The organism is Streptomyces krungchingensis, assembly GCF_054729265.1.
In genome coordinates this window covers 1760411-1783836 of record NZ_JBPUKY010000001.1, presented here as the reverse complement: position 1 = coordinate 1783836, position 23426 = coordinate 1760411, and the positions used below count along the sequence as shown (strand labels likewise).

The 23426-nt window shown below is 67.4% G+C and carries 18 protein-coding genes and 2 pseudogenes; 10 read left to right on the top strand and 10 right to left on the bottom strand.

The annotated features are described in order from the left end of the window. Positions 1 to 72: 72 nt before the first annotated feature. Positions 73 to 321 (bottom strand): DUF7660 family protein, encoded by a 249-nt coding sequence (locus ACSYGO_RS08140; protein WP_460386351.1) that lies wholly within the window; start codon positions 319 to 321, stop codon positions 73 to 75. Positions 322 to 494: 173 nt separating this feature from the next. Then, complete coding sequence (locus tag ACSYGO_RS08135; RefSeq protein WP_426679198.1) at positions 495 to 1160, bottom strand: hypothetical protein; 666 nt, start codon at positions 1158 to 1160, stop codon at positions 495 to 497. Between the two features lie 1354 nt (positions 1161 to 2514). Here ACSYGO_RS08135 and ACSYGO_RS08130 point away from each other — a divergent pair. Beyond that, on the top strand, positions 2515 to 3201 hold the full coding sequence (locus ACSYGO_RS08130; protein WP_460386350.1) for a hypothetical protein: 687 nt from the start codon (positions 2515 to 2517) through the stop codon (positions 3199 to 3201). A 181-nt stretch (positions 3202 to 3382) separates the two neighbouring features. Then, positions 3383 to 4621, top strand: a complete 1239-nt coding sequence (locus ACSYGO_RS08125) for an IS256 family transposase (RefSeq protein ID WP_460386166.1) — start codon at positions 3383 to 3385, stop codon at positions 4619 to 4621. 406 nt (positions 4622 to 5027) lie between these two features. On the opposite strand, the gene ACSYGO_RS08120 is transcribed toward ACSYGO_RS08125, so the two are convergent. The 4 genes from ACSYGO_RS08120 to ACSYGO_RS08105 form a co-directional block, all read right to left on the bottom strand. Further along, a complete protein-coding gene (locus tag ACSYGO_RS08120; RefSeq protein WP_426679197.1) occupies positions 5028 to 5225 on the bottom strand; it encodes a hypothetical protein in 198 nt (65 codons plus the stop codon). A gap of 470 nt (positions 5226 to 5695) precedes the next feature. Next, positions 5696 to 6328 (bottom strand): hypothetical protein, encoded by a 633-nt coding sequence (locus ACSYGO_RS08115; protein ID WP_460386349.1) that lies wholly within the window; start codon positions 6326 to 6328, stop codon positions 5696 to 5698. 216 nt (positions 6329 to 6544) lie between these two features. After that, the gene (locus tag ACSYGO_RS08110; protein ID WP_460386348.1) at positions 6545 to 6712 is read right to left on the bottom strand and encodes a hypothetical protein; all 168 of its coding nucleotides are present in this window, start codon (positions 6710 to 6712) and stop codon (positions 6545 to 6547) included. A 262-nt stretch (positions 6713 to 6974) separates the two neighbouring features. Next, positions 6975 to 8260 (bottom strand): IS3 family transposase gene (locus ACSYGO_RS08105; protein WP_460386347.1). Its coding sequence is split into 2 segments (ribosomal slippage): positions 6975 to 7981 and positions 7981 to 8260, totalling 1287 coding nucleotides; the frame shifts between segments, so codons are not numbered across the junction. 81 nt (positions 8261 to 8341) lie between these two features. On the opposite strand from ACSYGO_RS08105, the pseudogene ACSYGO_RS08100 reads away from it, so the two are divergent. The 3 genes and pseudogenes from ACSYGO_RS08100 to ACSYGO_RS08090 all read left to right on the top strand — a co-directional run. Next, a pseudogene (locus tag ACSYGO_RS08100) lies at positions 8342 to 9289 on the top strand (IS630 family transposase); the annotation flags it as partial. A 274-nt stretch (positions 9290 to 9563) separates the two neighbouring features. Then, entirely contained in the window at positions 9564 to 10118 is a 555-nt protein-coding gene (locus ACSYGO_RS08095; protein ID WP_426679193.1) for an SUKH-4 family immunity protein, read from the top strand. Between the two features lie 135 nt (positions 10119 to 10253). After that, positions 10254 to 10607: a hypothetical protein gene (locus ACSYGO_RS08090; protein WP_460386346.1), complete on the top strand. Its 354-nt coding sequence runs from the start codon at positions 10254 to 10256 to the stop codon at positions 10605 to 10607. Positions 10608 to 10902: 295 nt separating this feature from the next. On the opposite strand, the gene ACSYGO_RS08085 is transcribed toward ACSYGO_RS08090, so the two are convergent. Continuing rightward, entirely contained in the window at positions 10903 to 11283 is a 381-nt protein-coding gene (locus ACSYGO_RS08085; RefSeq protein ID WP_460386345.1) for a DUF2750 domain-containing protein, read from the bottom strand. Between the two features lie 296 nt (positions 11284 to 11579). On the opposite strand from ACSYGO_RS08085, the gene ACSYGO_RS08080 reads away from it, so the two are divergent. After that, a complete protein-coding gene (locus ACSYGO_RS08080; RefSeq protein ID WP_460386344.1) occupies positions 11580 to 12902 on the top strand; it encodes a lanthionine synthetase LanC family protein in 1323 nt (440 codons plus the stop codon). A gap of 242 nt (positions 12903 to 13144) precedes the next feature. Here the strand turns inward: ACSYGO_RS08080 and ACSYGO_RS08075 are convergent, their stop codons facing one another. Next, positions 13145 to 15226, bottom strand: coding sequence for an NPCBM/NEW2 domain-containing protein (locus ACSYGO_RS08075; protein ID WP_460386343.1), 2082 nt, complete (start codon positions 15224 to 15226; stop codon positions 13145 to 13147). A gap of 417 nt (positions 15227 to 15643) precedes the next feature. Then, positions 15644 to 16840, bottom strand: coding sequence for an epoxide hydrolase family protein (locus ACSYGO_RS08070; RefSeq protein ID WP_460386342.1), 1197 nt, complete (start codon positions 16838 to 16840; stop codon positions 15644 to 15646). 354 nt (positions 16841 to 17194) lie between these two features. On the opposite strand from ACSYGO_RS08070, the gene ACSYGO_RS08065 reads away from it, so the two are divergent. Next, on the top strand, positions 17195 to 19975 hold the full coding sequence (locus ACSYGO_RS08065; RefSeq protein WP_460386341.1) for a helix-turn-helix transcriptional regulator: 2781 nt from the start codon (positions 17195 to 17197) through the stop codon (positions 19973 to 19975). A gap of 198 nt (positions 19976 to 20173) precedes the next feature. Here the strand turns inward: ACSYGO_RS08065 and ACSYGO_RS08060 are convergent, their stop codons facing one another. After that, entirely contained in the window at positions 20174 to 21001 is an 828-nt protein-coding gene (locus ACSYGO_RS08060) for an alpha/beta fold hydrolase (protein WP_435222569.1), read from the bottom strand. A gap of 662 nt (positions 21002 to 21663) precedes the next feature. Between ACSYGO_RS08060 and ACSYGO_RS08055 the strand changes: the two are divergent. The 3 genes and pseudogenes from ACSYGO_RS08055 to ACSYGO_RS08045 all read left to right on the top strand — a co-directional run. After that, positions 21664 to 21774, top strand: a pseudogene (locus tag ACSYGO_RS08055) (ANTAR domain-containing protein); the annotation flags it as partial. Between the two features lie 219 nt (positions 21775 to 21993). Next, the gene (locus ACSYGO_RS08050) at positions 21994 to 22824 is read left to right on the top strand and encodes an IclR family transcriptional regulator (protein ID WP_460389687.1); all 831 of its coding nucleotides are present in this window, start codon (positions 21994 to 21996) and stop codon (positions 22822 to 22824) included. A 241-nt stretch (positions 22825 to 23065) separates the two neighbouring features. Beyond that, a complete protein-coding gene (locus ACSYGO_RS08045; protein WP_460386340.1) occupies positions 23066 to 23395 on the top strand; it encodes a putative quinol monooxygenase in 330 nt (109 codons plus the stop codon). The last annotated feature ends 31 nt before the right edge of the window (positions 23396 to 23426 follow it).

Sequence of the window (23426 nt, the reverse complement as noted above, 5' to 3'; positions counted from 1 at the left end):
CTGGCCTGGGTAATCACCCGCGTCGACGACCGCTTGCCACTCGACTTCGACAGACATTCGACACGGCCCGGATTACTCGTAGATGGTTGCCGCACGCAGAGCTCGTGCGAAGAACCTCCAGTCACCGCTATCGGGCAGCTCGCGGCCAGCGTTGCGGTACCAGCCGTCCGCGTCGTCGATCCATGCCGCCAAGGCCTCCAGGAAGCTCGGGAGGTCCCGGTTCTGCCATGAGCTGCCATCCTCGGCGTGGCTGCCCTGTAGGGAACGTACGAAGGCTGCCAGGTCTTCTCTGCTGTCGACGTGCTCAGGAGAGGTAGTCACGCGCGGACCCTACTTGGCATGCCGGCCCCGGGGCGCGGTGAGCACCGCCTTGTAAGTTCGCTCCGCAACCGTCGGTACCGCGGCCAGCGCCAAGAGGGGCCGTCGTCCCTGGCGGCTCAAGTCTTCCGAAGTTCGCTGTCGTTGATGTCAGGCATGGATGTCAGCTGAGTATTTCAACTCCTGTCGGCTGGGTCCTGCCAGTGCCAGGGCAGCACCGGCGGCAGCCAGGGAGTACTGTCACTGCGCTCAAGTACTGGTGCCGCGTAGTCATCCGGCAAGGTACTACCGTCGATCACAGCCTCAAGCGTGAACTGGACATAGCGCAGGTACCCACGTAGGTCGCGAATCTGGCGTTCGCGATGGATCTGGCCGATGCCTCGATAGCCGACGTCGAAACACAACCGCACAAGTGCCCTGTACCGATCGCGGACACGGTTGTCTCCTATGGAGAGAAGATCGGTCTGCATGCCCCGCCGGACCGAGTCGACGGCCACTGCACAGCGCTCACGAGCCCGCGGGCTCAACCGCGGCTCGTCCTGTGCGAGGTCCGGCAGCGATGGCAGCCACGCGTAAAGCTCTGCGAGGTGGCCTAAGAGCCGCTGTGCAGCCTCTGCAGAGCGCTGCTGCATCCCTTGTTGACGTGCTAACGCGCTGTTGGCAGCATCTTGAGATGCCGCGAGCTGGATTTGTGATTCGACAGTCCTCGCGGTTTGCCACCGCGCCACGTACACCGCGATACCTCCGCCGGCCAACGTCCCTACAAGCGCGCTGGCTGTTTGTCCCGCTAGATCCCCCCAGCTACCCATGCCTCCCATCTTGGCGGTCTGCGTGAGCTTCAAACCCTCACGTTGAGCCTCAAGACGCCCTTCGCCAGGGACAAGGGGGACAGAACGCAACGAGTGCCCTGAGCTTGGGAAGCTGAGCTGACCTGGGGCGTGTTGGGGGAACCGACCTGGGGTGGAAGGCCGTCGATGTCTGGTGGCGGGTGCCTCGATTCCCCGGTGTTCCTTTCGGTTCCCCGGCTCATCTGGCACGCGTCTGGCACGACCTATTCGTCCCGAATGCATGACTGGGAGGGCATTAGAGGCTGCTGGGATGGCCAGTCGGCCATCGACGGCCACTGGCACTGGCGGTCTACTGCGGTCATGGTGAAACCGATGTGGTAGCCGTGTCACCGTTCAAATTCCCTCTTCACGATCTCGATGACCTTCACCCTTTACGCAATACGAGAGTCTCTGAGTAGCGAAAGAGGTCGAGGGCTCTCACCGTTCCCGCTTTCGTAAAGAACAGCAATTGCCCTGCCTTACCGTCAGTTCGGGTATCCCAGAATGCCCTGCACCTCCCGTAAGGCGAGCGTCACTAGCCGCTTTTCTCTCACGTGCCTCTGAAGAATCAGCCCTCTCAAGGACTCTTGTTTTTGAGCGCACCGTGACCCACTCTGTGCAGATGACCCGACGCGTAGTCCGGCTCCTGGGAGCAACGCTGGCGCTTACAGCGACTGCCGCGTTGTCCATTTATCTGATCCATGTCGGCCTTGATCAGGCGGATAAAGTCTCTAGCGTCACAGGAGTCTTCCTGGCGATCATCGGCCTGCTCGCGACCCTCTATGGAGATTCATCTGCTGCGCACCATGCTTCCGGGCGAAGCGTTCAGCAGCGCACCCCTGGAGGGGATTCCACTCGCAATGCTGGGCGCAGCGCTAACGGCGACGCCTCTCCCTTCACTCATGTGATCAAGAAGGTTCAATTCCGCCCCCTGGTCAAAATTCGCAAGTTGTTGGCGCGGTCTGGTGGGCGTGTATCGATTCCATTCCCCAGCCTCTCCGACATCCTGCCGCAGGGGATACGTACATGGGTAGGCCAATTGGCCTACCGGCCGAAAGTGCTGATCGGTGTGCTTGACGCGAGCGGCGATGGGGACGTTGCCATAGGCAACCGGCAGGAGTCGCCGAGAGACTCCGGCAGTCCTGGGGGTTCCGGCTCCGGCGGCGGCGCCGGCAGCGGCGGTGGAGGCCGTGCAGGCAGCAGGCCTGCGGGAACCAACCCTGGGGGTTCCGGCTCCGGCGGCGGCGCCGGCAGCGGCGGTGGAGGCCGTGCAGGCAGCAGGCCTGCGGGAACCAACCCTGGGGGTTCCGGCACCGGCGGCAGCGCCGGCAGCGGCCGTGGAGGCAGTGCGCTCCACCGGGCAATTGATATGGACCTGTATGCCGCGGCGCCTTCGGAGGAGGCGGACCGCCCCGCGGTGATACCGATCCCACCCCCGCTCGACGAACTGTCCTGGGATGGCTGGGACCGCCCCTCGGTGACGCCGATCGCACCTCAGGTCGATATGGACCTGTATGCCGCGGCGCCTTCGGAGGAGGCGGACCGCCCCGCGGTGATACCGATCCCACCCCCGCTCGACGAACTGTCCTGGGATGGCTGGGACCGCCCCGCGGTGACGCCGATCGCACCTCAGGTCGATATGGACCTGTATGCCGCGGCGCCTTCGGAGGAGGCGGACCGCCCCGCGGTGATACCGATCCCACCCCCGCTCGACGAACTGTCCTGGGATGGCTGGGACCGCCCCGCGGTGACGCCGATCGCACCTCAGGTCGATATGGACCTGTATGCCGCGGCGCCTTCGGAGGAGGCGGACCGCCCCGCGGTGATACCGATCCCACCCCCGCTCGACGAACTGTCCTGGGATGGCTGGGACCGCCCCGCGGTGATACCGACCCCACCCCCGCTCGACGAACTGTCCTGGGACGGCTGGGACCGCCCCTCGGTGACGTCAGCGTCAGCGGATGACCTTCGGAGCGTGCGGGAGGCAGCAAGTGACCCCGAGGTTGACCCTCCTTCAGCAGGCATCCGGTTGAGGGGGCCCAGCTTGGGTTGGTAGTGAGGTCGAGATACTCCCCATCACGCTTGAGCGAGGCGGCGGCCAGCGGTTGCGTCCATGGAGATGGTGTATGGGTTCGACCTGATCCGGGGGTTTGCTCCGGCTTCTGGCTGATGCCCGCATAGATGAACGGCCACCGGCTGATCTTCGAAGTGTCGAAGCCTCGAAGGAGATCAGCACGATGACCGCACCTGACAGTGTGCCCCTGCATGCCCTCGCGGAAGACAACCTCGCCGCGGCGAGTCCCGATCTGCTGCGCGCGATGGTCAAAACCTTCGCCGACGCGCTCATGTCCGCGGAGGCCGACGCCCTCTGCAACGCTGAATACGGCCAGGTCAGCGACGAACGCGTCAACCACCGCAACGGCTACCGCCCGCGCGAGTGGGACACCAGGGCCGGCACGGTCGAACTGGCCATCCCCAAGCTGCGCCAGGGCAGTTACTTCCCGCACTGGCTCCTCGAACGGCGCCGGCGGGCCGAGCAGGCCCTGATTTCGGTGGTCGCCACCGCCTACCTGCTCGGTGTCAGCACGCGCCGGGTCGAGAAGCTCGCCGAGTCCCTCGGCGTCACCCAATTGTCGAAGTCCCAGGTCAGTGCGATGGCCAAGCACCTGGACGAGCAAGTCGCCGCATTCCGCAACCGGCCCCTGGACCAGGGCCCTTACGCGTTCGTCTGGGTCGATGCCCTGACCCAGAAGGTCCGCGAGGGCGGCCGGATCATCAACGTCCACGCGCTGATCGCGGTCGGTGTCAACGTCGACGGACATCGCGAGATCCTGGGCATCGACGTCGCCACCTGCGAGGACGGCGCCGGCTGGCTCGCCTTCCTGCGCTCCCTGATCGCCCGCGGCCTGAGCGGGGTTCAGTTGGTCGTCTCCGACGCGCACACCGGCCTGGTGAACGCGATCGGTGCGGTCCTGCCCGGCTCTTCCTGGCAGCGCTGTCGAACCCACTACGCCCGAAATTTGCTGAGCCAGGTTCCGAAGTCGGCCCAGCCCTGGGTGGCCACGCTGCTGCGGACCATCTTCGAACAGCCCGACAGTGACGCCGTGAAGGCCCAGATGCGGCACGTTCTGGACGCACTGGAGGCCAAGTTCCCCAAGGCCGCAGCCCACTTGGACGCTGCCCAGCACGAGCTGCTGGCGTTCACCGCATTCCCGCGCGAGATCTGGCGGCAGATCTGGTCGAACAATCCGCAGGAGCGGCTGAACAAGGAAATCCGGCGTCGCACCGACGTGGTCGGCATCTTCCCCGACCGCACCGCCCTGATCCGCCTGGTCGGCGCGGTCCTGGCCGAGCAGAACGACGAGTGGACCGAGGCCCGTCGCTACATGGGACTCGACCTGCTGGCCAAGGCCCGCCTCCACCCGATCGAGTCAGAAATCGACGAGACCGCTCTGCCCACCGAACTCACCGCATAGCCTCAAAACGAGATCACCTAGTGGCCGTCGATACACCACTCCAGCGGACGTGACCCGGCCAGCCCACGCCGCTAGCGTGCAATCGACATTGGCTCCACGGCCCAGGGACGGCCAAGCCATGATCGAGGATGCCGTGATAACTGCTTTGTAAGGGCGGACGTGGTTGGCAGCTCTGTTCCCTAGGTCGTTCGGGGTGTAGCGGTAGCCCAGGAGAGCGGCATATGTCGACTGTGGTGGGCCGTCATTGACAATGGTTGACCGCACGATGTGGCACGTTCCGAACGACCGAGCGCTTAGAAGTCGCTTGGTGCGTCGCGCGGGGCACTCCCTCTGACCTGCACCGCTCCCCCGCCCCGGCGCCCCATCGACTGACCCTCGACACGCATTCGACACGGCCCGGTGTTTGCTACGGCCGCCGGTAGACATCGAGGTCGACTCCCTCTTCGGGCGTCCTGGAGAAGCTCACATAGACGGGGTACTCAGGATCGCCCACCTGCATGTTGGCAAACTGATCCACATCGTGGTTGGCGAACCGGTGCAGATACTGGAGGAACAACTCCAACTCCGCTTTGGACAGTGGCTCGTCGTGTCGCTCGTTGCGCATGCGTGCACGATACGAGCAGAGCTCGAAGGGGCGTTATGGAGCCGCCCACTTGCAGCATCATGCACCCATGGCACTGGCTTCGGGGAGTACCGCATTAGGAGCGAGGATGGGCGATCGCATGCGTGACCTGCGGATTCTCTGCCTTGGGAACAGGCCGGCGGTATTGCCCTGGCGAATCCTGGTTTCCCGTGAGTCCCCGTGTGTTCTGGCACGAGAGTGGCACGGCCCGGGAACCGTGCCACGACCCCTCGATGCGAACTACGGGCGGGAAAGTTGCTGAGGTCTGTGGGGCTGGTCAGTCGACCTTTGAGGAGCGACTTAGCTGTCGACGGTTGTCGGCGTCGGTCGTCGTCGAGCACCCTCGGACGGCCCGGGCAGCCGAGTCTGTGGTTCGTTCATGGATGGTCCGTACTGTCTGCGCCCATCATTGCGCGTGCGGGTCGCCAGGCCCCCAGTGCGCTCTGTCGGCTTCAGGACGGCTGCCCGGGCCCGATGATTGTGAGTCCTGCCTGTTCGGCGAGCCAGTGCGCGTACGGCTCCTTCATCTGGCGGCCGCCGATGCTGATATTGCGAACGTGGACGAGGACGGTGTGGTCGTCGGCGGGCTTGTCGAGGTCGCGGGTGCGGGTGTTGCACAAGAGCGTCACCTCGGCATGTGTGGATTCGCCATGGAGGTTCCGCTCGGGCACGTCCGGCCAGTACAGCCACTTCCAGTTGATCCAGCCCATGTTCGGACCGATCGCCGCCGCGAAGACGTCCTCGATGCTGTCCACCGGCAGGTCCCCCAGTTCGTACTCCACTGGCAGCCGCCCTTCGTACGCCGCTGGATCGGTCGGCAGATCAGGCCCGGGAACGCCGGCGACCAGCGGGGGCCAGTTCTTCAGCGGCACTCCGTCGAACTCCTTGTCATCCCACTGTCCCGAGAACCGCCCCTGAGGCAGTTCCCTCGCCATCTGGCGCACCTCGGCGACAGACCAGAGCTCGGCGAAAACGTCGACCTTGGACTCCTCGTAACGGCCGAACTCCATGAGGCGGCGGGCTGTGCTCAGAGCCACTGCGAGGTCGGGGGTACAGAAGACGGGATAGGCGATGTCGATGGACATGAGATGACTGTGCCACGACCCATTCCCGCAGGTCATCCGGTTTCCATGCTGTACAAGCATGCTATCGGGAGCGAGGGGTTGCTGTACTTCGCGGCTGTACGACCGCCCCGCCTCCTGGCCAACACGTTTTTCAAGTCTGTTCGTGCCTTACTGCGCGGAGTGGTGGTGGGCCGGAGCTGACATAGCCAAGAAATCGAGGTTAGTGCTGCGGTTCCGTCAATGGTCGATGTCGCCACCCAGAAGGATAAGAATGCCTTGTGCAAGGCCAATCACAGCGGCAACGAGGCTTATGAGGGCGAGCGCCCCGAAGATCATCACGAGCGTCCACCCAAGGCGGCTAGCGGCCATGTGAAGCCTGTCTTGCGTCGGGTCTTCTTCGGTCACGGAGCCCTCCCTGGCCCGGACTGTACAGCGCGGTCGGCGTAGCGACTTTGGCCGGGAGCTGCTTTGGCGCGAGTGATCATGGCCCCGTAAGCTTCCGGCGCGTCGGGCAGTCTGTGGACCTGCCCGGTAAAGCACGACGTTGGGGCCATGATCTTCGAGGCTCGCGCCAAAGCAGCTGGCCAAAGTCGCGGAGCCGACCGCCCCAGCCACGACGTGTTCTGAACCGTCCCGACTTTCCTGCCGGTGTTTTGCTGGCCGGTGATCAGTCGGCCAAGGGTTCTGTGTCAGCGTAGTGTGCTGCCTCGTATTCGGTGGGGCTGATCATGCCCAGGCTTGAGTGCAGGCGGCGGTTGTTGTACCACTCGACCCAGGAAGCCGTGGCGTACTCGACATCCGAGATGGTCCGGTACTGGCCGTCGTGGAAGACCTTGGTGCGAATGCATTCGGCCTTGTAGAGGCGGTTGATGGTCTCCATCAGCGCATTGTCGTAGGCATCGCCGACGCTGCCGATCGACGGCTGGATGCCTTCGATGTGGAGGTGGTCGGTGAAGCGCACACTCGTATATTGCGATCCCGCGTCGGGGTGGCATATGGGCTGGTCGCGTCCGACCGGGGTGCCTTCGTGGCCACGGCGCCACAGCGCCATCCGTAAGGGCACGTCGACCAGTTCCACGTCCCGTTTGATCGAAGCGTGCCAGCCCGCGATCTTCTGGGAGAAGCAGCCCACGATGAACGCCACGTAAGTGAACGACTGATACGTCCGCACGTACGTGAAGTCGATGATCCACTTGTGGTCCGGGGCCGGAGCGGTGAAGTCCCTGTTCAGCAGGTCCGCCGCCCTCTTGTCGGCTGGGTTGGGGACGGTGGTTCTGAGTCTTCGTCCGCGGACCACGCCGTTGAGGCCGAGTGAGTGCATCGCGCGGTCGACGGCGCCGAAGCCGGCTTCGGGCAGCACTGTTTTGCGGATGAGAGCCAGCATCTTGCGCCGGCCATAGAGTCCCTCGGGAGCCAGCACGCGATGGCCGACTTGGTTGGTGGTGAAGGCCAGTTGGCGGACGGCGTCTTCGACCTGAGCGTCACTCATGGTCCGGGCCGCTGGTCCGTTCGACGGGTCGGCTGGGGCGCACCAGGCCCGCAAGGTTCGTGCCGCGATCTTCAGCCCTGCCTGGTTCAGGGCGATGAGGATCGACTCGACGGCATGACCGACCGCTCGCATCTGGTCGACGAAGCCGACAATCGGCGGTTTCGGGGGTCGAGTTCCCCCACGAAGAAGATAGTCGCGGACTTCAAGACCTCGTTGACCTCACGCAGCCTCTTGTTCTCTGCCCGCAGCCGCTTGAGTTCCTCGCGCTCGTCACTGGTCACGCCCGCGGCCTGACCGCTGTCGATCTCGTGCTGGGCCACCCAGCGCCGCACCGACTCACGCGAGACACCCAGTGATTCAGCGACCTGGACATGCACGGCTCGCTCGGTGGAGTACTCCGATCGATGCTGGGTCACCAGACGCACAGCCTGGTTCCGAAGCGCGGGATCAATCTTCTTGGGCACGTGTCCCATCCTCTCTGCTACCTCACAACAAGGCGGCAGAAAAGCCAGAACGGTTCAGCATGCGACGGTGCTGATGTGCCGCCGATTGTTGTGGTGGCACGGGAGTTACGGATCGCTGCTGACACGGTCCGCAAGTGGCGTCGCCGGTTTCTGGCCGCCCACCTGGACGGGCTCGTGGACGAACCCCGGCCGGGCCGGCCGCCCACCATCAGCGTCGACCAGGTGGAGGCCGTCGTGGTCAGCACGCTGGAAGAGATCCCGAAGAACGCCACGCACTGGTCGCGTGCATCCATGGCCGACCGCAGTGGCCTGTCGAAGTCGACCGTGGGCCGGATCTGGCGACGATTCCAGCTCAAACCGCATCTGAGCGACACGTTCAAACTGTCGACGGACCCGCTGTTCGTGGAGAAGGTCTACGACGTGGTGGGCCTGTACTTCAACCCGCCCGAGGGCGCGGTGGTCCTGTCAGTGGACGAGAAGTCCCAGATCCAGGCCCTGGACCGCTCCCAGCCGGTGCTGCCGATAATGCCGGGCATGCCCGAGCGCCGCACTTATGACTACGTCCGCAACGGACTGACCACCTTGTTCGCGGCCTTCGACGTCGCGACCGGCGAAGTCATCACCTCCCTGCACCGCCGGCACCGGGCCACGGAGTTCAAGAAGTTCCTCATCAAGATCGACAACGAGCTTCCCGGACACCTGCAGGTCCACTTGATCTGCGACAACTATGGCACCCACAACACCCCGGCCATCAAAACATGGCTGGCCAAACACCCCAGGTTCCACCTGCACTTCACACTCACCGGATCCTCCTGGATCAACCAGGTGGAGCGATGGTTCGGCTTCCTCGCCGACCAGAAGATCCGCCGCGGCGCACACAAGAGCGTGCGTTCCCTGGAAGCCGACATCCGCGCCTGGGTCAAGCAGTGGAACGAGAACCCGACCCCGTTCACCTGGACCAAGGCAGCCGAAGAGATCCTCGACTCACTCGCCCGCTTCTGCCAACGAGTCTCCGGCGCAGGACATTAGTGGAGCCTCTTGTCAGTGCTCATGGCTAGGGTCTTAGACGCGCGGCCGGCTTCCGAGGTGTCCAGCTCTACAGAGCAGCTGCATCCCCGGCTCTGTCAGGGGGTGGCCCGGGTACGACCCGGGACCTAACCGACGGTCGGGCTTCGTCGATGGCCAAGGAGAAACCTGCCAGCGCCGGCTGCGCGCTTGGCACGCAACTGGCGCGGCTCTTGGACCCGGTACGGGGGCCTCGGGGGCTGGCGTCCTGGGCCGGAGGTAATCGTGGCGCTGTTCTATGAGGGGCCTGACCTACGAAGATCTCGTCGACTGGGCTGGCGGGCAGGGAGTGACCCGGGCCAAGGTGTCAGAAGTGGGCGACTGGCGGATACCGGATGCAGACAAGGCGGTCCTGACGGAGGTCGGCATTCCGCACACTGTGGACACGCCTCTCACCCCAGTGTGTTTCCAGGGGCCACAGCCGTCGTTGTCGACCACTGATGGTCGACTGTTGTACCGCGTGGCCGAGAGGCAGCTCTCGGACCTCCCGGACGATGCCCTGACGTCCTCGTGGGCCGTGGAGCCGGATACCGGAAGGGTCTACTGCGTTCAGCCGGACGGCGAGCCGTGGTTCGCCAACTCCTCCCTCGTTCTCTGGGTGCAGTCCCTGCACCACTACGGGCTGCGGGTCGACACCTGTGACCTGCTCCTCAACGCCGGCGACCATGAGGAGGACGCCGTCCTGGCCGAGTTGGAAGAACTGGCGGCCGAACTGGAGGAATGCGACCCTCCGGCGTTCGCGGGGTACCAGGGATACATCTGGGCCGAGTTCCTAGGCCGCTGGTTGTGGTGATTTCGCCGGATCGGCCGGTGACAACCATTCCGGCCGCCGGCCGCTGCCAGGCCCCGGAGGACGCTGCCGGACGCGGGCGATCGCTGGGGTTGCCGTACCTGGCTGCTGTACCTCAAGATCCCGGTGGGGGTGACCATGGAACGGCATGTGCTGGAGAGGCTGTTGGCCGGTGACGACGAGGCGTCCGTGGCTGCTCTGGCTGCCCTCCGTAGCGGCGCCACCTACGGCGTGTGGGACACGACGCATCCCGCAGAGCGGCATGCCGGGGTCTTTGCGCGCCGGCTCCGGCGCATGCGGCTGCGCGGGGTCGAACCTCTTGGGCTTGAACGAATGGTGCAGCTCCTCCGCGAGCATGGCCGGCCGGTGCGGGGAGGGCTGATCGATTCTGCCGATCAGAAATGGACCTTCCTGGTCTTCCTCACCGAAGACGGCAGCGCACTGGTGGCCTGCGCCGGCGTGCAGCGGTGGGTCGAGCCATCACAGGCGTGAGGTTGGGTGATCGTAGGCGTGACCTGCTGATTCTCTGCCTTGGGCAGCATCCGGCCGAAGTCGTCCTGCGCCCCGGTTCCCCGTGAGTCCCCGTTCGTTCCGGCACGGGAGTGGCGCGACCTGGGGTCCGTGCCTTGTGACGTCCGGCCCTGGTTCCGAAGACCACGTACGCGGACGCCCGCTGAGCTGTGAGCTCGCTGACCTGGTGGGTAGGGCTACGCCGCCGCGGTTTCCCGTTGTCGCCCGCTCATCTCCAACCGATCGGGCACGGCTGGGGCACGCGCGGGTCGCTCGCCTAGCCGGAGGCCGGCGCCGGCCCGGGGGAAGATTCACCGAGCGCGTGGGTAAGGCGATTGATCACCTCGGGGACGGTGAAGCTCCATCCGACCAACCGCGGGCCCGACCAGTTGATCCCGACGAGCAACTGTTCGTCGGCCAGGTCAGGAAGTTCGGTATTGCGCCAGTGGTCCAGCGTCAGAGATTCGACTCGAAGGTTTCCACCCCAGAGCTCGGCTGCTCGTTTCGCGCGTGCGGCCGTGGACCAGAACGGAGCCGATCGCTGTCCGCCGGAGTCCATCGGGGCAGGGCTGCCGGCATCGTTGCGCACGAACCAAACCGTCCCCTCGCGCGCGACGTCCCGGAAGAATGCAGCTGCTTGGGATCCGCTCTGGCTCACGGCTCCAGAGAGTAGCAAGCGCCCGGCTTCGTGAAGGGGCTGCACTCGGGACGGGCCATGGCACGACTGGTCATGCCGGACCCAGAACACCCGTCGCGCCGAATACGAGACACCCGGCACCGAAGAGGAAGAAGCACTCCGGCCCCCGAACAGCACGCCGTGGCAATGGGCCGCCCAGAATCCCGCCGAACCCTGGACGGAGCCCGAACTCCCGCCCCGCGCCGCTGTTTTTCGGGTCACCCTGCGGAGTGCCTCCCTCCGCTGGGCGGGCCCGGAGATCATGCGAGAGTGGGCCCATGACAGCACCGGAAGCCAAGGTTGTGGCGGTCGACGAGGTCGAGGGGCTGGCGGTGGAGGGCCTGCGATGGCTGACCGCGGCGGCGCGGGAAACCGCCGGCGGGGGCCTCGCCTGGGCGACCAGGCCCTCGGACGACGAGCTCAACCCGATGCTCTACTCCGGTACGGCCGGGATCGTCCCCGTACTCCTGGAGGCATGGCGGCACTTCGGCGACGACTCCTACGCCGACACCGCCCTGCGCGCGGCCCGCAGCCTCGCGGACTCCGTCGACGGCATCGACGACGACTCCCTCTACTTCGGTCGCACCGGAATGGCCCTCGTCCTGCGGGCCGTTCACGACGAACTCGGGGACAGGGCCGCCGGCGCCGCCGCGGACCGCGCGCTGGAACTCGTGCGGTCACGCTTCGACGGGACGCGCTGGGGCGAGCTGTTCGAGCTGATGGGCGGCAACGCGGGGATCGGCCTCGGCGCGCTCGCGGCCGGCGACGCCGACCTGGCCGTCCTCGCGGTGGAGCCGTATCTGCGGACGGCGGAGCAGACCGCGGCGGGCGTTCACTGGGCCCATCGCACGGGCATCGACTCCCGTCTGCATCACATCTCGCACGGCACGCTCGGCATCGTCCTGGCGCTTGCCCGGGTCGGCCGGGTCACCGGCCGTGCGGACCTGGTCGAGCTGGCCCTGGCCGGCGCCGCGGACGTCGTGGCGCGTGACGAAGCGGGGCCGGAGGGCTTCCTGGTGCGGCATTCCACTCCGCAGTACCAGCCCGATGTGATCGAGCCCGTCAGCTACGGCTGGTGCCACGGCCCGGCCGGCGACGCTCAGGTCTTCCGGCTTCTGCGGGACGTCACGGCCGACCCCGTCTGGCCCGTCCTGGCCGACCGCTGCTGGCACACGGTCACACGGTCCGGCCTGCCCCAGCGGCTGCGCCCCGGCTTCTGGGACAACAACGGCCGCTGCTGCGGCACCGCGGGCGTTCTCGCGCTGGCCTGCGACCGGATCGTCGAACGGCAGGACCCGTACGACTTCGCGGACGTTCTCGTCGCGGACCTCGTCGCCCGCGCGATCCGGGACACCGACGGCGCCCGCTGGTCCAACTTCGACCACCAGGGCAGCCCGAGCGACCTCGAACCGTGCACGGGCTGGGCCATGGGCAACGCGGGCATCGTCCGCGAACTCCTGCGCTTCGTACGGCTGAACCGCGGGGGCGATCCCCGGTACGCGTTCGCCTGGCCGGACCAGCCTCCGGTACCCGCTCGGGCCACGATCCACCGCTCCGGTAGCGACCCCGGCCCGAGCACGGCTGATGTCGACGCCCCGTGACATACCCCTGCCTACGCGGACGTCCGCTGTCGTCGCCGGCAGGCGCCGTCGGCCCGGGAAGGACCTGAGAATCGTCGTGGCCGGGAAGTCACCGTCGGCTCACATCCCACACCCACCGTAGATGAACGGCCCCTGACCAGGTGACTGACTCGGTCGGGGGCCGTTCTCGGGACGGTTCACGTCAAGGGCGTGGGTATGGCTGTGGCCGGAGAGCCGAAGGCGCCCAGCCCAGGAGAGCCGAATCAGCAGGTGGCGTTCAAACCGGCCCAGTCGGCACGGTCGTTGTAGCCGCCGTCGCCCGCGTCGCCGACCACCAGGTCGAGCACGCGGACGCCGGTCAGGTCGATGTCGGCCTGGCGGACGTCGTCGCGGCTCAGCACACCGCTGTCGAACAGCACCCGGCCGTCACCGATGACCTGGAAGGTCGACGTTCCGCCCTCCGGGCCGACGTTGCGCACCGCGTCGTCGATGCCGACGGTCGTGGTCAGTCGTGTGCACCGATCGCCGAGGTAGTAGCGGACGGTGGAGGGTGAGGCAACCCCGATACCGGTCGAGTGCACCTGGCCGAGCATGCTGATCGGCGTCCAGCCACCGACGCTCCGGTCGACCGTCGGGCTCATCCACCCGCTGGTGGCGCTGATCCAGTCGTGGTGCGACAGGACGACGTCGCCGTCCGGCGCCGCCGGTGCCACGACCAGTGACGTGGCCGTCTCCTGCCGCAGCCGCCCCTTGCCGGTCACCTCGTACGAGGTGGTGGCCGTCAGCGTGGCGCTGCCCGGCGCGGCGGTGGCCGGCAGGGTCACCGTGAAGGCCAGGGTCGCGGAGCGGTTGGACGGCAGCAGTTTCGGCGCTCTGCCGAGCGGACGTGCTGTCCACCCGGCGGGCACCGCCAGTTCGACCCGCGGCGTGAAGACCGGCTGCGCACCGTCGTTGCGGACGGTGACCTCGACCCGGGCCTGGTCGCCGCCGGCGACCACCGGGGCGATGCCGGCCGGCACCGCGTCGCCGTCGACCGCCGTCACCTGCGGCAGGCCGGCGACGACGTGCGGGACACCGGGCTTGCCCGTTGCCCGGCCGACCCGGAACAGGGCCGCGCCGTGGGCCGGGACGGCGGCGCTGATGGTGCCGGCGCTCTCGGTGACCTTGTCGGTCCAGGCGTTCTTCAGGGTGAACCGGTCCCCGGTCAGCCCGACCGACGAGGCCTTCGTGGTCAGGGTCGCGGGGCTGTCGCCCCGGTTCAGCAGCACCACGGCGCGGTCACCGTTGGCCAGCCGCTTCACCCAGGTCTCCGTCGTGCCCGCGGGGCCGACGCGGACGGCCTGGACACCGGCGGGGTCCTGGTTGATCGCGATGACATCGGGGTCCGAGAGAATGCCGAGGGAGGTCTTGCTGAGCTTGCGGACGTCGCTGCCGATCATCAGCGGCGCGGCCGCCGCCGACCAGAGCGTCATCTGGGTACGGAACTCCTCGTCGGTCATCCCCAGTTCGGGTCCGAGGTAGTCCGGGTCGTTGAAGTGCCCGGGACCTGCGGCCTCGGGGTGCCGCGCGTTCGCGTCGTAGTTCCGCAGCACGTCCTTGTACTTGATCTCGCCGACGAATCCGACATCCGTGTACGTCCGCCAGGACTGCGCGATCGCCGGGGCGTAGGACCAGGAGTGCGTCGACTGCTGCTCCTCCGGGTAGTTGCCCCAGTCCGGGGAGGTCACCGGGTTGCAGAGGTTGAAGATCATGGGGCGCTTGCTCGCGTTGTTCCGCAGCGCCTGCGCGAACTCGGTGTAGACGGTCTTCGGGTCGAGGTCCGCGGCGATCCCGCAGAGGTAGTCCGCCTTGACCGCGTCGAACTCCCAGGCGGCGAACTGGTCCGCGTCGTGCTGGTAGTGGCCGTGGCTGCCGAGTCCGCACTTGCCCGGGATGTACGGTCCGGCGTCGGTGTAGATGCCCGCCTTCAGGCCCTTGGCGTGGATGTAGTCGACCAGCGGCTTCAGCCCGTTCGGGAATTGGTCGGGGTTGGCCACCAGGTCGCCGGCCGAGTTGCGCGGGGTCGGTGCCGCCCAGTTGCCGTCGATCCAGACGTACCGGTATCCGGCGTCGCGCAGTCCGCTGCTGACCAGGAAGTCGGCTGTCGACTTGATTTCTGCCTCGGTCGGGTCGCCACCCAGCGCGTAGTAGGTGTTCCAGCCCATGTACGGCGTCGGGCTCAGCACCTGCTGAGACGTCGGCGCCGTGACGGCGGCACTGTCGGCCGGAGGGGCCGCGTGGGCGGGTGCCTGTGCGACCAGCAGGCCGGTCAGGAGAGCCAGGAGGACGGTGAGATGTCGTTTCACATCGGATCCTTCGGTGTCCGATCAGGCGTGCCGAACCGTCCCGGTCGTGAGTCTGAGGCGGCCGCTGCCCGGCGGAATGTGCGGCGGTCGTTCCTGGAACCGGTCAACGCCCGCTCGCCTACGGGTTGGTTGCCAGGATCTTGCAGCGGTCACCGGCGCGCGTCAATAATAATTCCTAAATTAATAGTTAGCGATGGGTCCTCGGTCGGTACCCCAACTGCCGTCCGCGAGGCGGTACATGCCCCGGAACGAACAGCACTTGCCGGTACACCGGGTGCCGGCAGGCGGGGTGTTCGGGGCCCGTGGCGACCCGGTCGACCTCCACGAACGCCCCGTGGGGCGGCCGGGCCGACCCGGAGTCGGGTCGCTCGGCCGCCCCACGGGGCGTGTGCCTGTGCAGGCGTCAGGAGTGGTCTACTACCGCAGGCTGCGCAGGCCCGAGCGGATCTCGTTCACGAGGAGCTCCGGCTGCTCCCAGGCGGCGAAGTGGCCGCCCTTGGGGACCTGGTTGTAGTGGACGAGGTTCGGGTACGCCTGCTCCGCCCAGCTCTTCGGGGCCCGGTACATCTCGTCGGGGAAGACGCTCACGGCGACCGGGAGGGCGACGCCCTTGACCCCGAAGAAGGAGGTCCTGTTCTCCGAGTAGAGGCGAGCCGCGGAGACGGCCGTGTTGGTCAGCCAGAAGAGCGTGATGTTGTCGAGGACGTCGTCCCGGGTCAGGCCCTCCTTCTCGCCGGCGAAGGACCGGGAGATCATGGCCAGGCTGGCCGCGTCGTGGTCCAGCAGGAAGGCCGCCAGACCGACCGGAGAGTCCACCAGCCCGGTCAGTGTCTGCGGACGCGACGCCATCAGGTAGGCGAAGTAGACGTGCCGGTACACGAAGTCCAGCTGCTCCACCGCCGCCTTCTCCTCGTCGGAGAGCGACAGGCCCGCGGGCAGCGGATTGCCCGCGATGAGCGCAGCGTCGATGGCGGGCGGTACGACGCCGGCCATGTTGGTGTGGATGCCGATCAGGCCCTCGGGCGCCTGGACCCCCATGAAATCGGCGACGATCGCACCCCAGTCGCCGCCCTGGGCCGCGTACTTCGTGTAGCCCAGGCGCTTCATCAGCTCGCCCCAGGCGCGTGCGATGCGCTCGGGACCCCAGCCGGTCGAGGTGGGCTTGCCCGAGAAGCCGTAGCCGGGCATCGACGGGATGATCACGTGGAAGGCGTCCGACGCGCTCCCGCCATGGGCGGTGGGGTCGACCAGCGGCTCGATGATCTTCAGCTGCTCGACGATCGAGCCGGGCCAGCCGTGCGTGACGATCAGCGGCAGGGCGTTCTCGTGCTTCGACCGGACGTGGATGAAGTGGATGTCCAGGCCGTCGATCTCGGTGATGAAGTGCGGCAGGGCTTTCAGCTTCGCCTCGACCCTGCGCCAGTCGTACTCCGACGCCCAGTAGCGCGCGAGCTCCTTCATCGTCTCCAGCTGCGTACCCTGCGACTGGTCCGCGACGGTCTCCTTCTCGGGCCACCGCGCCGCCTCGATGCGTGCACGCAGATCGTCGAGTTCCGCCTCGGGGAACTCGAACGTGAACGGCCGGATCTCGGGAGTGCCGGGATGGGCGGACATATGAATCTCCTTGCTGTCGCCGGCGACCTCGTGTCGCCGGCTCGTCCACGATGTCCGAGGTCGGGCATGCATCGCCCCCGGGAAACCCCCGGGGATCGGGCCCGGGGCGGAACCCGGGGGCAGCGCACTCGCGGCGGAGGTGACGCAAGCGTGGATCACGTAGGGGTGCTGACAGTCGCTGCCGGTGATCAGAGCGCTGCAGGTCTCATACGGGGGTAAGCCTCATATCGGCTGAAAATGGTCAAAGTGCACTACGGTGGCAATGGTGATGTCCGAAGGGGCCATGCCGAGCCGACCGGTCGCATCGGCCGGCCGCGGAGAAACACACCAGGCAGCGGGGTCAGGAGATCGACCATGAGCGTGCCCGGCATCGATGCTCAGGTCGGACTGCTGGGGCGCGACCGGGAGCTGGCCGCACTGGAGCAGGTACTGGCCACGGCGCAGGCGGGCAGCAGCGCGGTCCTGGTCCTTCGCGGCGAGGCGGGGATCGGCAAGACCGCCCTGCTGGACTACGCGGCCGGCCGGGCCGTCGGGTTCCGAACCGCGGCCATCGCGGGCGTCGAGTCGGAGATGAGGCTTCCGTTCGCGGGCCTTCAGCAGCTGTGCACGTTCACCCGCGCGCGGGACCGGCTCCAACAGCTGCCGGAGCCGCAGCGCGATGCGTTGTCCGTGGCGTTCGGACTGCGGGAGGGTACGGCGCCGAATCGGTACCTGGTGGGCCTGGCCGCCCTCGATCTGCTCGCCGGCGCCGCCGAGGCGCAGCCACTGGCCTGCCTCATCGATGATGCGCAATGGCTGGACGGCGAGACCAAGGAAACGCTGGTGTTCGTCGCCAGGCGGTTGATGGCCGAACCGATGGCGTTGGTCTTCGCCCTGCGGGAGCCCGACGACCATCGTGAGCTGACCGGCCTGCCGGAACTGATCCTCGGCGGCCTCAGCGAGCGCGACGCACGCACCCTGCTGGCTTCGGCTCTCCCGGGGCCCCTCGACCCGCGGGTACGGGACCGGATCGTCGCCGAGGCCCACGGCAATCCGATGGCCCTGCTGCTGCAGCTGCCGCAAGCGCCCGCGGAGCTGGCCGGCGGATTCCGGCTTCCCGGCGGGCGCCCCCTGGCGGGCCGCATCGAGAACGCCTTCTACCAGCAGTTCCGATCACTTCCGCAGGACGGCCGGCGTCTCCTGCTGACCGCCGCGGCGGAGCCGACCGGAGACGCGTCCCTGCTGTGGCGCGCGGCCGGCCTGCAGGAGATACCGCGGGACGCGGCAGCGCCGGCCGAGGCCGCGGGGCTCGTCGAGTACGACACCGTGGTGCGGTTCCACCACCCCCTGGTGCGCTCGGCCATCTATCAGCGGGCGTCCGCGCCGGAGCGCCGTGCGGCACACCGGGCACTGGCAGAAGCCACCGACCCCCACCTCGATCCTGATCGCAGGGCGTGGCACCACGCTCACGCCGCCACCCAGCCGGACGAGAGCATCGCCGTCGGCCTGGAACGCTCGGCCGGCCGGGCCCGAGGCAGGGGAGGAACCGCCGCGGCAGCCTCGTTCCTGCGGCGGGCGGCGGAACTGACGCCCGATCCCGCACGCCGTGTCACCCGCGCACTGGCCGCCGCGCAGGCCGCGATCGACGCCGGCGCGGCCGACCAGGCCTGCACGATGCTGACGGCCGCGGAGGCCGGCCCCCTGGACGACCTGCTGCGCGCCCGCATCGAGCGGCTGCGAGCCCGACTGGTGTTCTCCCAGGTGCGAGGCAGCGACGCGCCCCGGCTCCTGCTCGACGCGGCACATCGGCTGGCGCCTCTGGATGCCGCCCACGCCCGTGACACCCTCCTCGAAGCGGTCGGCGCGGCGATCTTCGCCGGCCGTCTGAGCGAGGGCCCGGGGCTCCGGGAGGTGGCCGAGGCGGTCCGTGCCGGACCGCCGCCGACGACGCCACCGCGGACGGTCGACATCCTTCTGGACAGCGTGGTCAGCCGGATCCTCGACGGCTACACCGCAGGCGTCGCCCCTCTCAGGCACGCGCTGCACGTCGTACAGCAGGAGCAGGCATCCGGCGCGACGGATGCGGACCGGCGCTGGCTGTGGCTCGCCTTCCGTCTGATACCCGAGCCCCTCGCGTCCGAGCTGTGGGACGACGACGCGTGGTACCAGCTGGCGATCAGCGCCGTCCGCATCGCCCGCGAGGCGGGGGCGCTCACCATCCTCCCGATGGCGCTGACCTACCAGGCATTCACCCACGTCCATGCCGGCGAGTTCGACACCGCGGCGGCTCTGATCGACGAGGCCACGGCGATCTCGGACGCCGTGGGCGGCGTACCCATGATGTACACGTCACTCGTGCTCGCCGCCTTGCGGGGCCAGGAGCGCCAGGCAAGGGAACTCGTCGAGACCACCGTCGAAGAAGTGCGCGCCAGGGGCGAGGGGCGCAGTCTGGGCCTCGCCGAGTACGCAACCGCAGTCCTGTACAACGGCCTCGGCCGCTACGACGCCGCGCTGGCAGCCGCGACGCGCGCATGCCAGTACGACGATCTGGCCTTCTTCGGGTGGGCACTGGCCGAACTCGTCGAGGCGGCCGTCCGCAACGGGCAGCCGGAGGTCGCGGTGACGGCACTGGACGACCTCACCGAGCGCACCCGCGCGAGCGGAACCCGGTGGGCCCTGGGCGTAGGTGCCTGCGCGCGTGCCCTGGTGGCAGACGACCAGGCTGCCGAAGCGCTCTACCAGGATGCGATCGAGCATCTCGGAGGCTGCCGCGTCGCCCTTCAGCTGGCCCGTGCCCGACTGCTGTACGGCGAGTGGCTGCGTCGTCGTAACCGCCGTCAGGAAAGCCGTGTTCAGCTCCGGTCCGCCTACGAGGCGTTCCGTCGGTTCGGGGCCGACGGCTTCGCCGAGCGCGCCCGCAAGGAGCTCTCGGCGACCGGAGAAACCGCACGCAAGAGGTCGGACGGCACCGACATCGAGCTCACCGGCCAGGAAGCCCAGATCGCCGGGCTGGCCAGAGACGGGCACACCAACCAGGAGATCGCCGCCCAGCTGTTCATCAGCCCGCGCACGGTGGAATGGCACCTCGGCAACGTCTTCGCGAAGCTCGGAGTCAGCTCTCGAAGGCAGCTTCGCTCAGTGGTGTCTCGTCTGTGACCGAAGCCCCCGGTTGGTGTCACCAGTGGGGGCGGAGGTCCGGTGGCGGTGGAGGACGTCGGTGGGTCCTGGCGCAGGCTTCTACGCCGCCGCCGCGTTTCGCGGCGATGCGGCAGGCGATGTGGCTGGGCCGCATCGCCTGCCGACTTGAGCTGGACGAGCGGCGAGGGAGGTTTCGCTACTGCGGCAGCGCGGCGTTCAACTGCGGGCGAACTCGAGGAGGTCCTTGTTGAAGACCTCGGCGAACTTGGGGACCATCGCGAGACCGTGCGGGGCGCCTGGGTAGACCTTGTAGATCGAGTCCTTGACGAGCTTCGAGGACTTGTCTCCCGCTGCGACCTTGGGAACGATCTGGTCGTCGTCGCCGTGCACGATGAGCGTGGGCACGTCGATCTTCTTGAGGTCTTCGGTGGTGTCCGTCTCGGAGAAAGCCTTGATGCAGTCGTAGGCGCCCTTGATCCCGACGGTCATGCTCCAGAGCCAGAACTCGTCGCGTGTGCCCTGTGTGACGGTCGAGTCGTCGCGGTTGGCGCCGTAGAAGGCGGCGCTGAGGTCCTGGTAGAACTGCGAGCGGTCCGTCTCCACGCCCTTGCGGATCCCGTCGAAGACCTCGATCGGCAGGCCCTCGGGGTTGGCGTCCGTCTTGAGCATGAGCGGGGGGATCGCGCCGACCAGGACGGCCTTGGCGACGCGGCCGGTGCCGTGCCGGCCGATGTAGCGGGTGACCTCGCCGCCGCCGGTCGAGTGACCGACGAGGATGACATCGTGCAGGTCCTCGGCTTCGATGACCGCGGCCAGGTCGTCGGCGTAGGTGTCGAGGTTGTTGCCCTCCCAGGGCTGGCCGGAGCGTCCGCCACCGCGCCGGTCGTGGGCGATGGCACGGAAGCCGTTGTCCGCCATCACCTTCATCTGGGGATCCCAGGCGTCGGCGGTGAGAGGCCAGCCGTGGGAGAAGACGACGGGCTGGCCCGATCCCCAGTCCTTGTAGAAGATCTGCGTGCCGTCCTTGGCGGTGGCGAAGGGCATGAATATTTTCCTTTCGAAACCGGTCCCGAACACCTCAGGTCACGCGAGTCCGGTGCCCGGGGCGGATTGTTCCCAACGCCGCGAGCCGGCTCTGGCGTACAGGGAGACTGCGCACACGTAAGCAGTGAAAGGTGACTGAGGGTGAGTACGTGGTCGCCATCAGCGTAAGCGAGGGGCATCGCTTCGGCGCGACGAGGAGTCTTGACCGCCAGCGCAGAAGTCAGGGGCACCTGCGTCTGCTCGCCGTGCCCGGATGGCGGTCTTGGACCTCTGGGCAGGAGAAGCCAAGGCCGTCACCCGTGCGCTCCGAGTCCTGGGCAGACTGGGCGCCTTCTGACTCGCTGGGACCGGGTGGGTGAAGCTGGATGGTCCTCTGGGGCTGCCTTCTTCAACGATCATCGAGGCCGTGGGTGCGGGTGGCTATTACTGGCCAACGCGAGGAGACCGTGTTTCCGAGTTCCGCACATGCTGGAAAACGCAGGTACGCCGTCTTACGTCGGCGAGACGGGGCAGGAACGGAGTCAGCCTGTGCCCAGCTGTCGCAAGGATCGTTGTGTCTAATAAGGGACACCCGACGGACGTCGGTCAGGCAGCCGAGAACAAGATCGTGCGGTTGAGGGACGAGAACGCCCAGCTGCGCTAAAGCCGTCGGCTTCCGCGCGGTGGTCGACCAGGCGATCGGTGTGCTGATCGCGGTATGGCAGGTACCGCCGGCAGACGCCTGGGAAGTACTGGTAGCAGTCTCCCAGCGCCTTAACTGCAGGCTCTACACCGTCGCTGAAGAGACCATCGACCGGGCTCTGGGCAACCATCCGTTGCCCGCCCGGGTCCGTTGCGAGCTGGAATACGGGCACCAAGGGACGTCGGAGAGGCAGAATCCGATGCCTGCGGCGAGCATGCAGTCGATGCCGCTGACCGCGTCAAAGCCCAGCCGTGGACGATGGCCGCGCCCACCGACGCCGCAGTGCAGTGGCGAATGGGGTACCACGACTGTGGCCCTGGGCCCGTGGAGGACTGTGCGATTCTGGCAGAGGGGCTCGACGCCTGAATCCCGCGGCAGAGATAAGGAGCCAGCTATCCGTTCCCACTCCACGGGTCCGCATTCAGTGGACCGTGCGCTGGCCCTTCTCGACGCCCTCGCCAAGGTGCCGCACCCCGTGTCAGCCAAGTTTCTGGCGCGGCGGCTGGACTGCGCCTTGTCGACCATCTACAGCCTCCTCGCGGCGCTGACGGCTCGGGGCTACGCAGCGCGTACAGCGAACGGCTACACCCTGGGACCCGAGGTGCCCGCGCTGTATCGGGCGTTCCAGCGTCAGCTCGCGCTCGGCCCCACGGAGCGAGAACTGCTGCAGCAGGTTCGCGATGCGGTCGGCGCGGAGGCATACCTCAGCATGTATCGCAGCGGCCAGATCGCGGTACTGGACAGCACGCTCCCACTCACGGCGAGCGTGGATCCGTTCCCGGTCGGTCGCGACCTCAACGCGCACGCGACGGCCCACGGGAAGGTGCTGCTCGCCTCTCTTCCTCGCGAATCGCGCCAGCGCTATCTCCAGGCGCACGGGATGACGCGGTGGACAGCGCGCACCATCACCGACCCCGAGGACTTCGAGTCCGAAGTTGTGCAAGTCCGGCGGCGAGGAGTGGCGGTCTCCGTGGGCGAGGTCGTGCCTGCGTTCACCTGCATCGCCGTGCCTGTGCCCCGCGGGGGCCCGAAAGAGCCCGCCAGGGCGCTGTCCGTGTCCTTGCCGACCGACGATTACGCGCGTGGGCACCTACGGGTCGCGGCCGCACTGACACGCGCGGCCGCGACCCTGAGCGGCTGACCAGACGGGCGGTCTACGGAAGCCAGAGAGAGCACCAAGGTGCTGACTCACGAGGCTGCCGCTCTTCGGACTGTGGACTGGTGGGGAGCGACACCCCTGGGCATGGTCGTCACAAGCATGGTTTCCGGCATTGCTGGAATCGGGGCGATCGGACTTCGCTCACTATCCCCAGCGTGGGCAGGGTGGGGTGCTGGGCACTCAAGCCCGTCAGAAGAAGTCCGAGGAGTCAGAGAAACCAACCATGATCTTCATCGCCGTCAAGTTCACTGTCCGTCGGGAGCACAGCGAGAGCTGGCTCGACCGTGTGGAGGACTTCACCCTCAGCACCCGCCGCGAGCCCGGCAACCTCTTTTTCGAATGGTCCAGGAGTGTCGCCAACCCCGACCAGTTCGTACTCATGGAGGCCTTCACCTCCCACGAGGCGGGGGCGGTGCATGTCAATTCGGATCACTTCAAGACAGCCATGACGTGGATGCGGGAGGTCATTGCCGCTACACCGGAGATCATCAACGTCGAGGTCCCCGGCAGCGCCTGGTCGACCATGACCGAACTCTCACCCGCCATCCCATGAAAGCCAGTACCCACGTCGAGGCCTCTCGCCT

What these genes read in the sequence shown, in the direction of transcription:
- ACSYGO_RS08095 (WP_426679193.1), top strand. Translation starts at nt 9,564, where the DNA reads ATGAGGGGCCTGACCTACGAAGATCTCGTCGACTGGGCTGGCGGGCAG.
- ACSYGO_RS08130 (WP_460386350.1), top strand. Translation starts at nt 2,515, where the DNA reads ATGGACCTGTATGCCGCGGCGCCTTCGGAGGAGGCGGACCGCCCCGCG.
- ACSYGO_RS08045 (WP_460386340.1), top strand. Translation starts at nt 23,066, where the DNA reads ATGATCTTCATCGCCGTCAAGTTCACTGTCCGTCGGGAGCACAGCGAG.
- ACSYGO_RS08065 (WP_460386341.1), top strand. Translation starts at nt 17,195, where the DNA reads ATGAGCGTGCCCGGCATCGATGCTCAGGTCGGACTGCTGGGGCGCGAC.
- ACSYGO_RS08125 (WP_460386166.1), top strand. Translation starts at nt 3,383, where the DNA reads ATGACCGCACCTGACAGTGTGCCCCTGCATGCCCTCGCGGAAGACAAC.
- ACSYGO_RS08090 (WP_460386346.1), top strand. Translation starts at nt 10,254, where the DNA reads ATGGAACGGCATGTGCTGGAGAGGCTGTTGGCCGGTGACGACGAGGCG.
- ACSYGO_RS08115 (WP_460386349.1), bottom strand. Translation starts at nt 6,328, where the DNA reads ATGTCCATCGACATCGCCTATCCCGTCTTCTGTACCCCCGACCTCGCA.
- ACSYGO_RS08060 (WP_435222569.1), bottom strand. Translation starts at nt 21,001, where the DNA reads ATGCCCTTCGCCACCGCCAAGGACGGCACGCAGATCTTCTACAAGGAC.
- ACSYGO_RS08120 (WP_426679197.1), bottom strand. Translation starts at nt 5,225, where the DNA reads ATGCGCAACGAGCGACACGACGAGCCACTGTCCAAAGCGGAGTTGGAG.
- ACSYGO_RS08070 (WP_460386342.1), bottom strand. Translation starts at nt 16,840, where the DNA reads ATGTCCGCCCATCCCGGCACTCCCGAGATCCGGCCGTTCACGTTCGAG.
- ACSYGO_RS08080 (WP_460386344.1), top strand. Translation starts at nt 11,580, where the DNA reads ATGACAGCACCGGAAGCCAAGGTTGTGGCGGTCGACGAGGTCGAGGGG.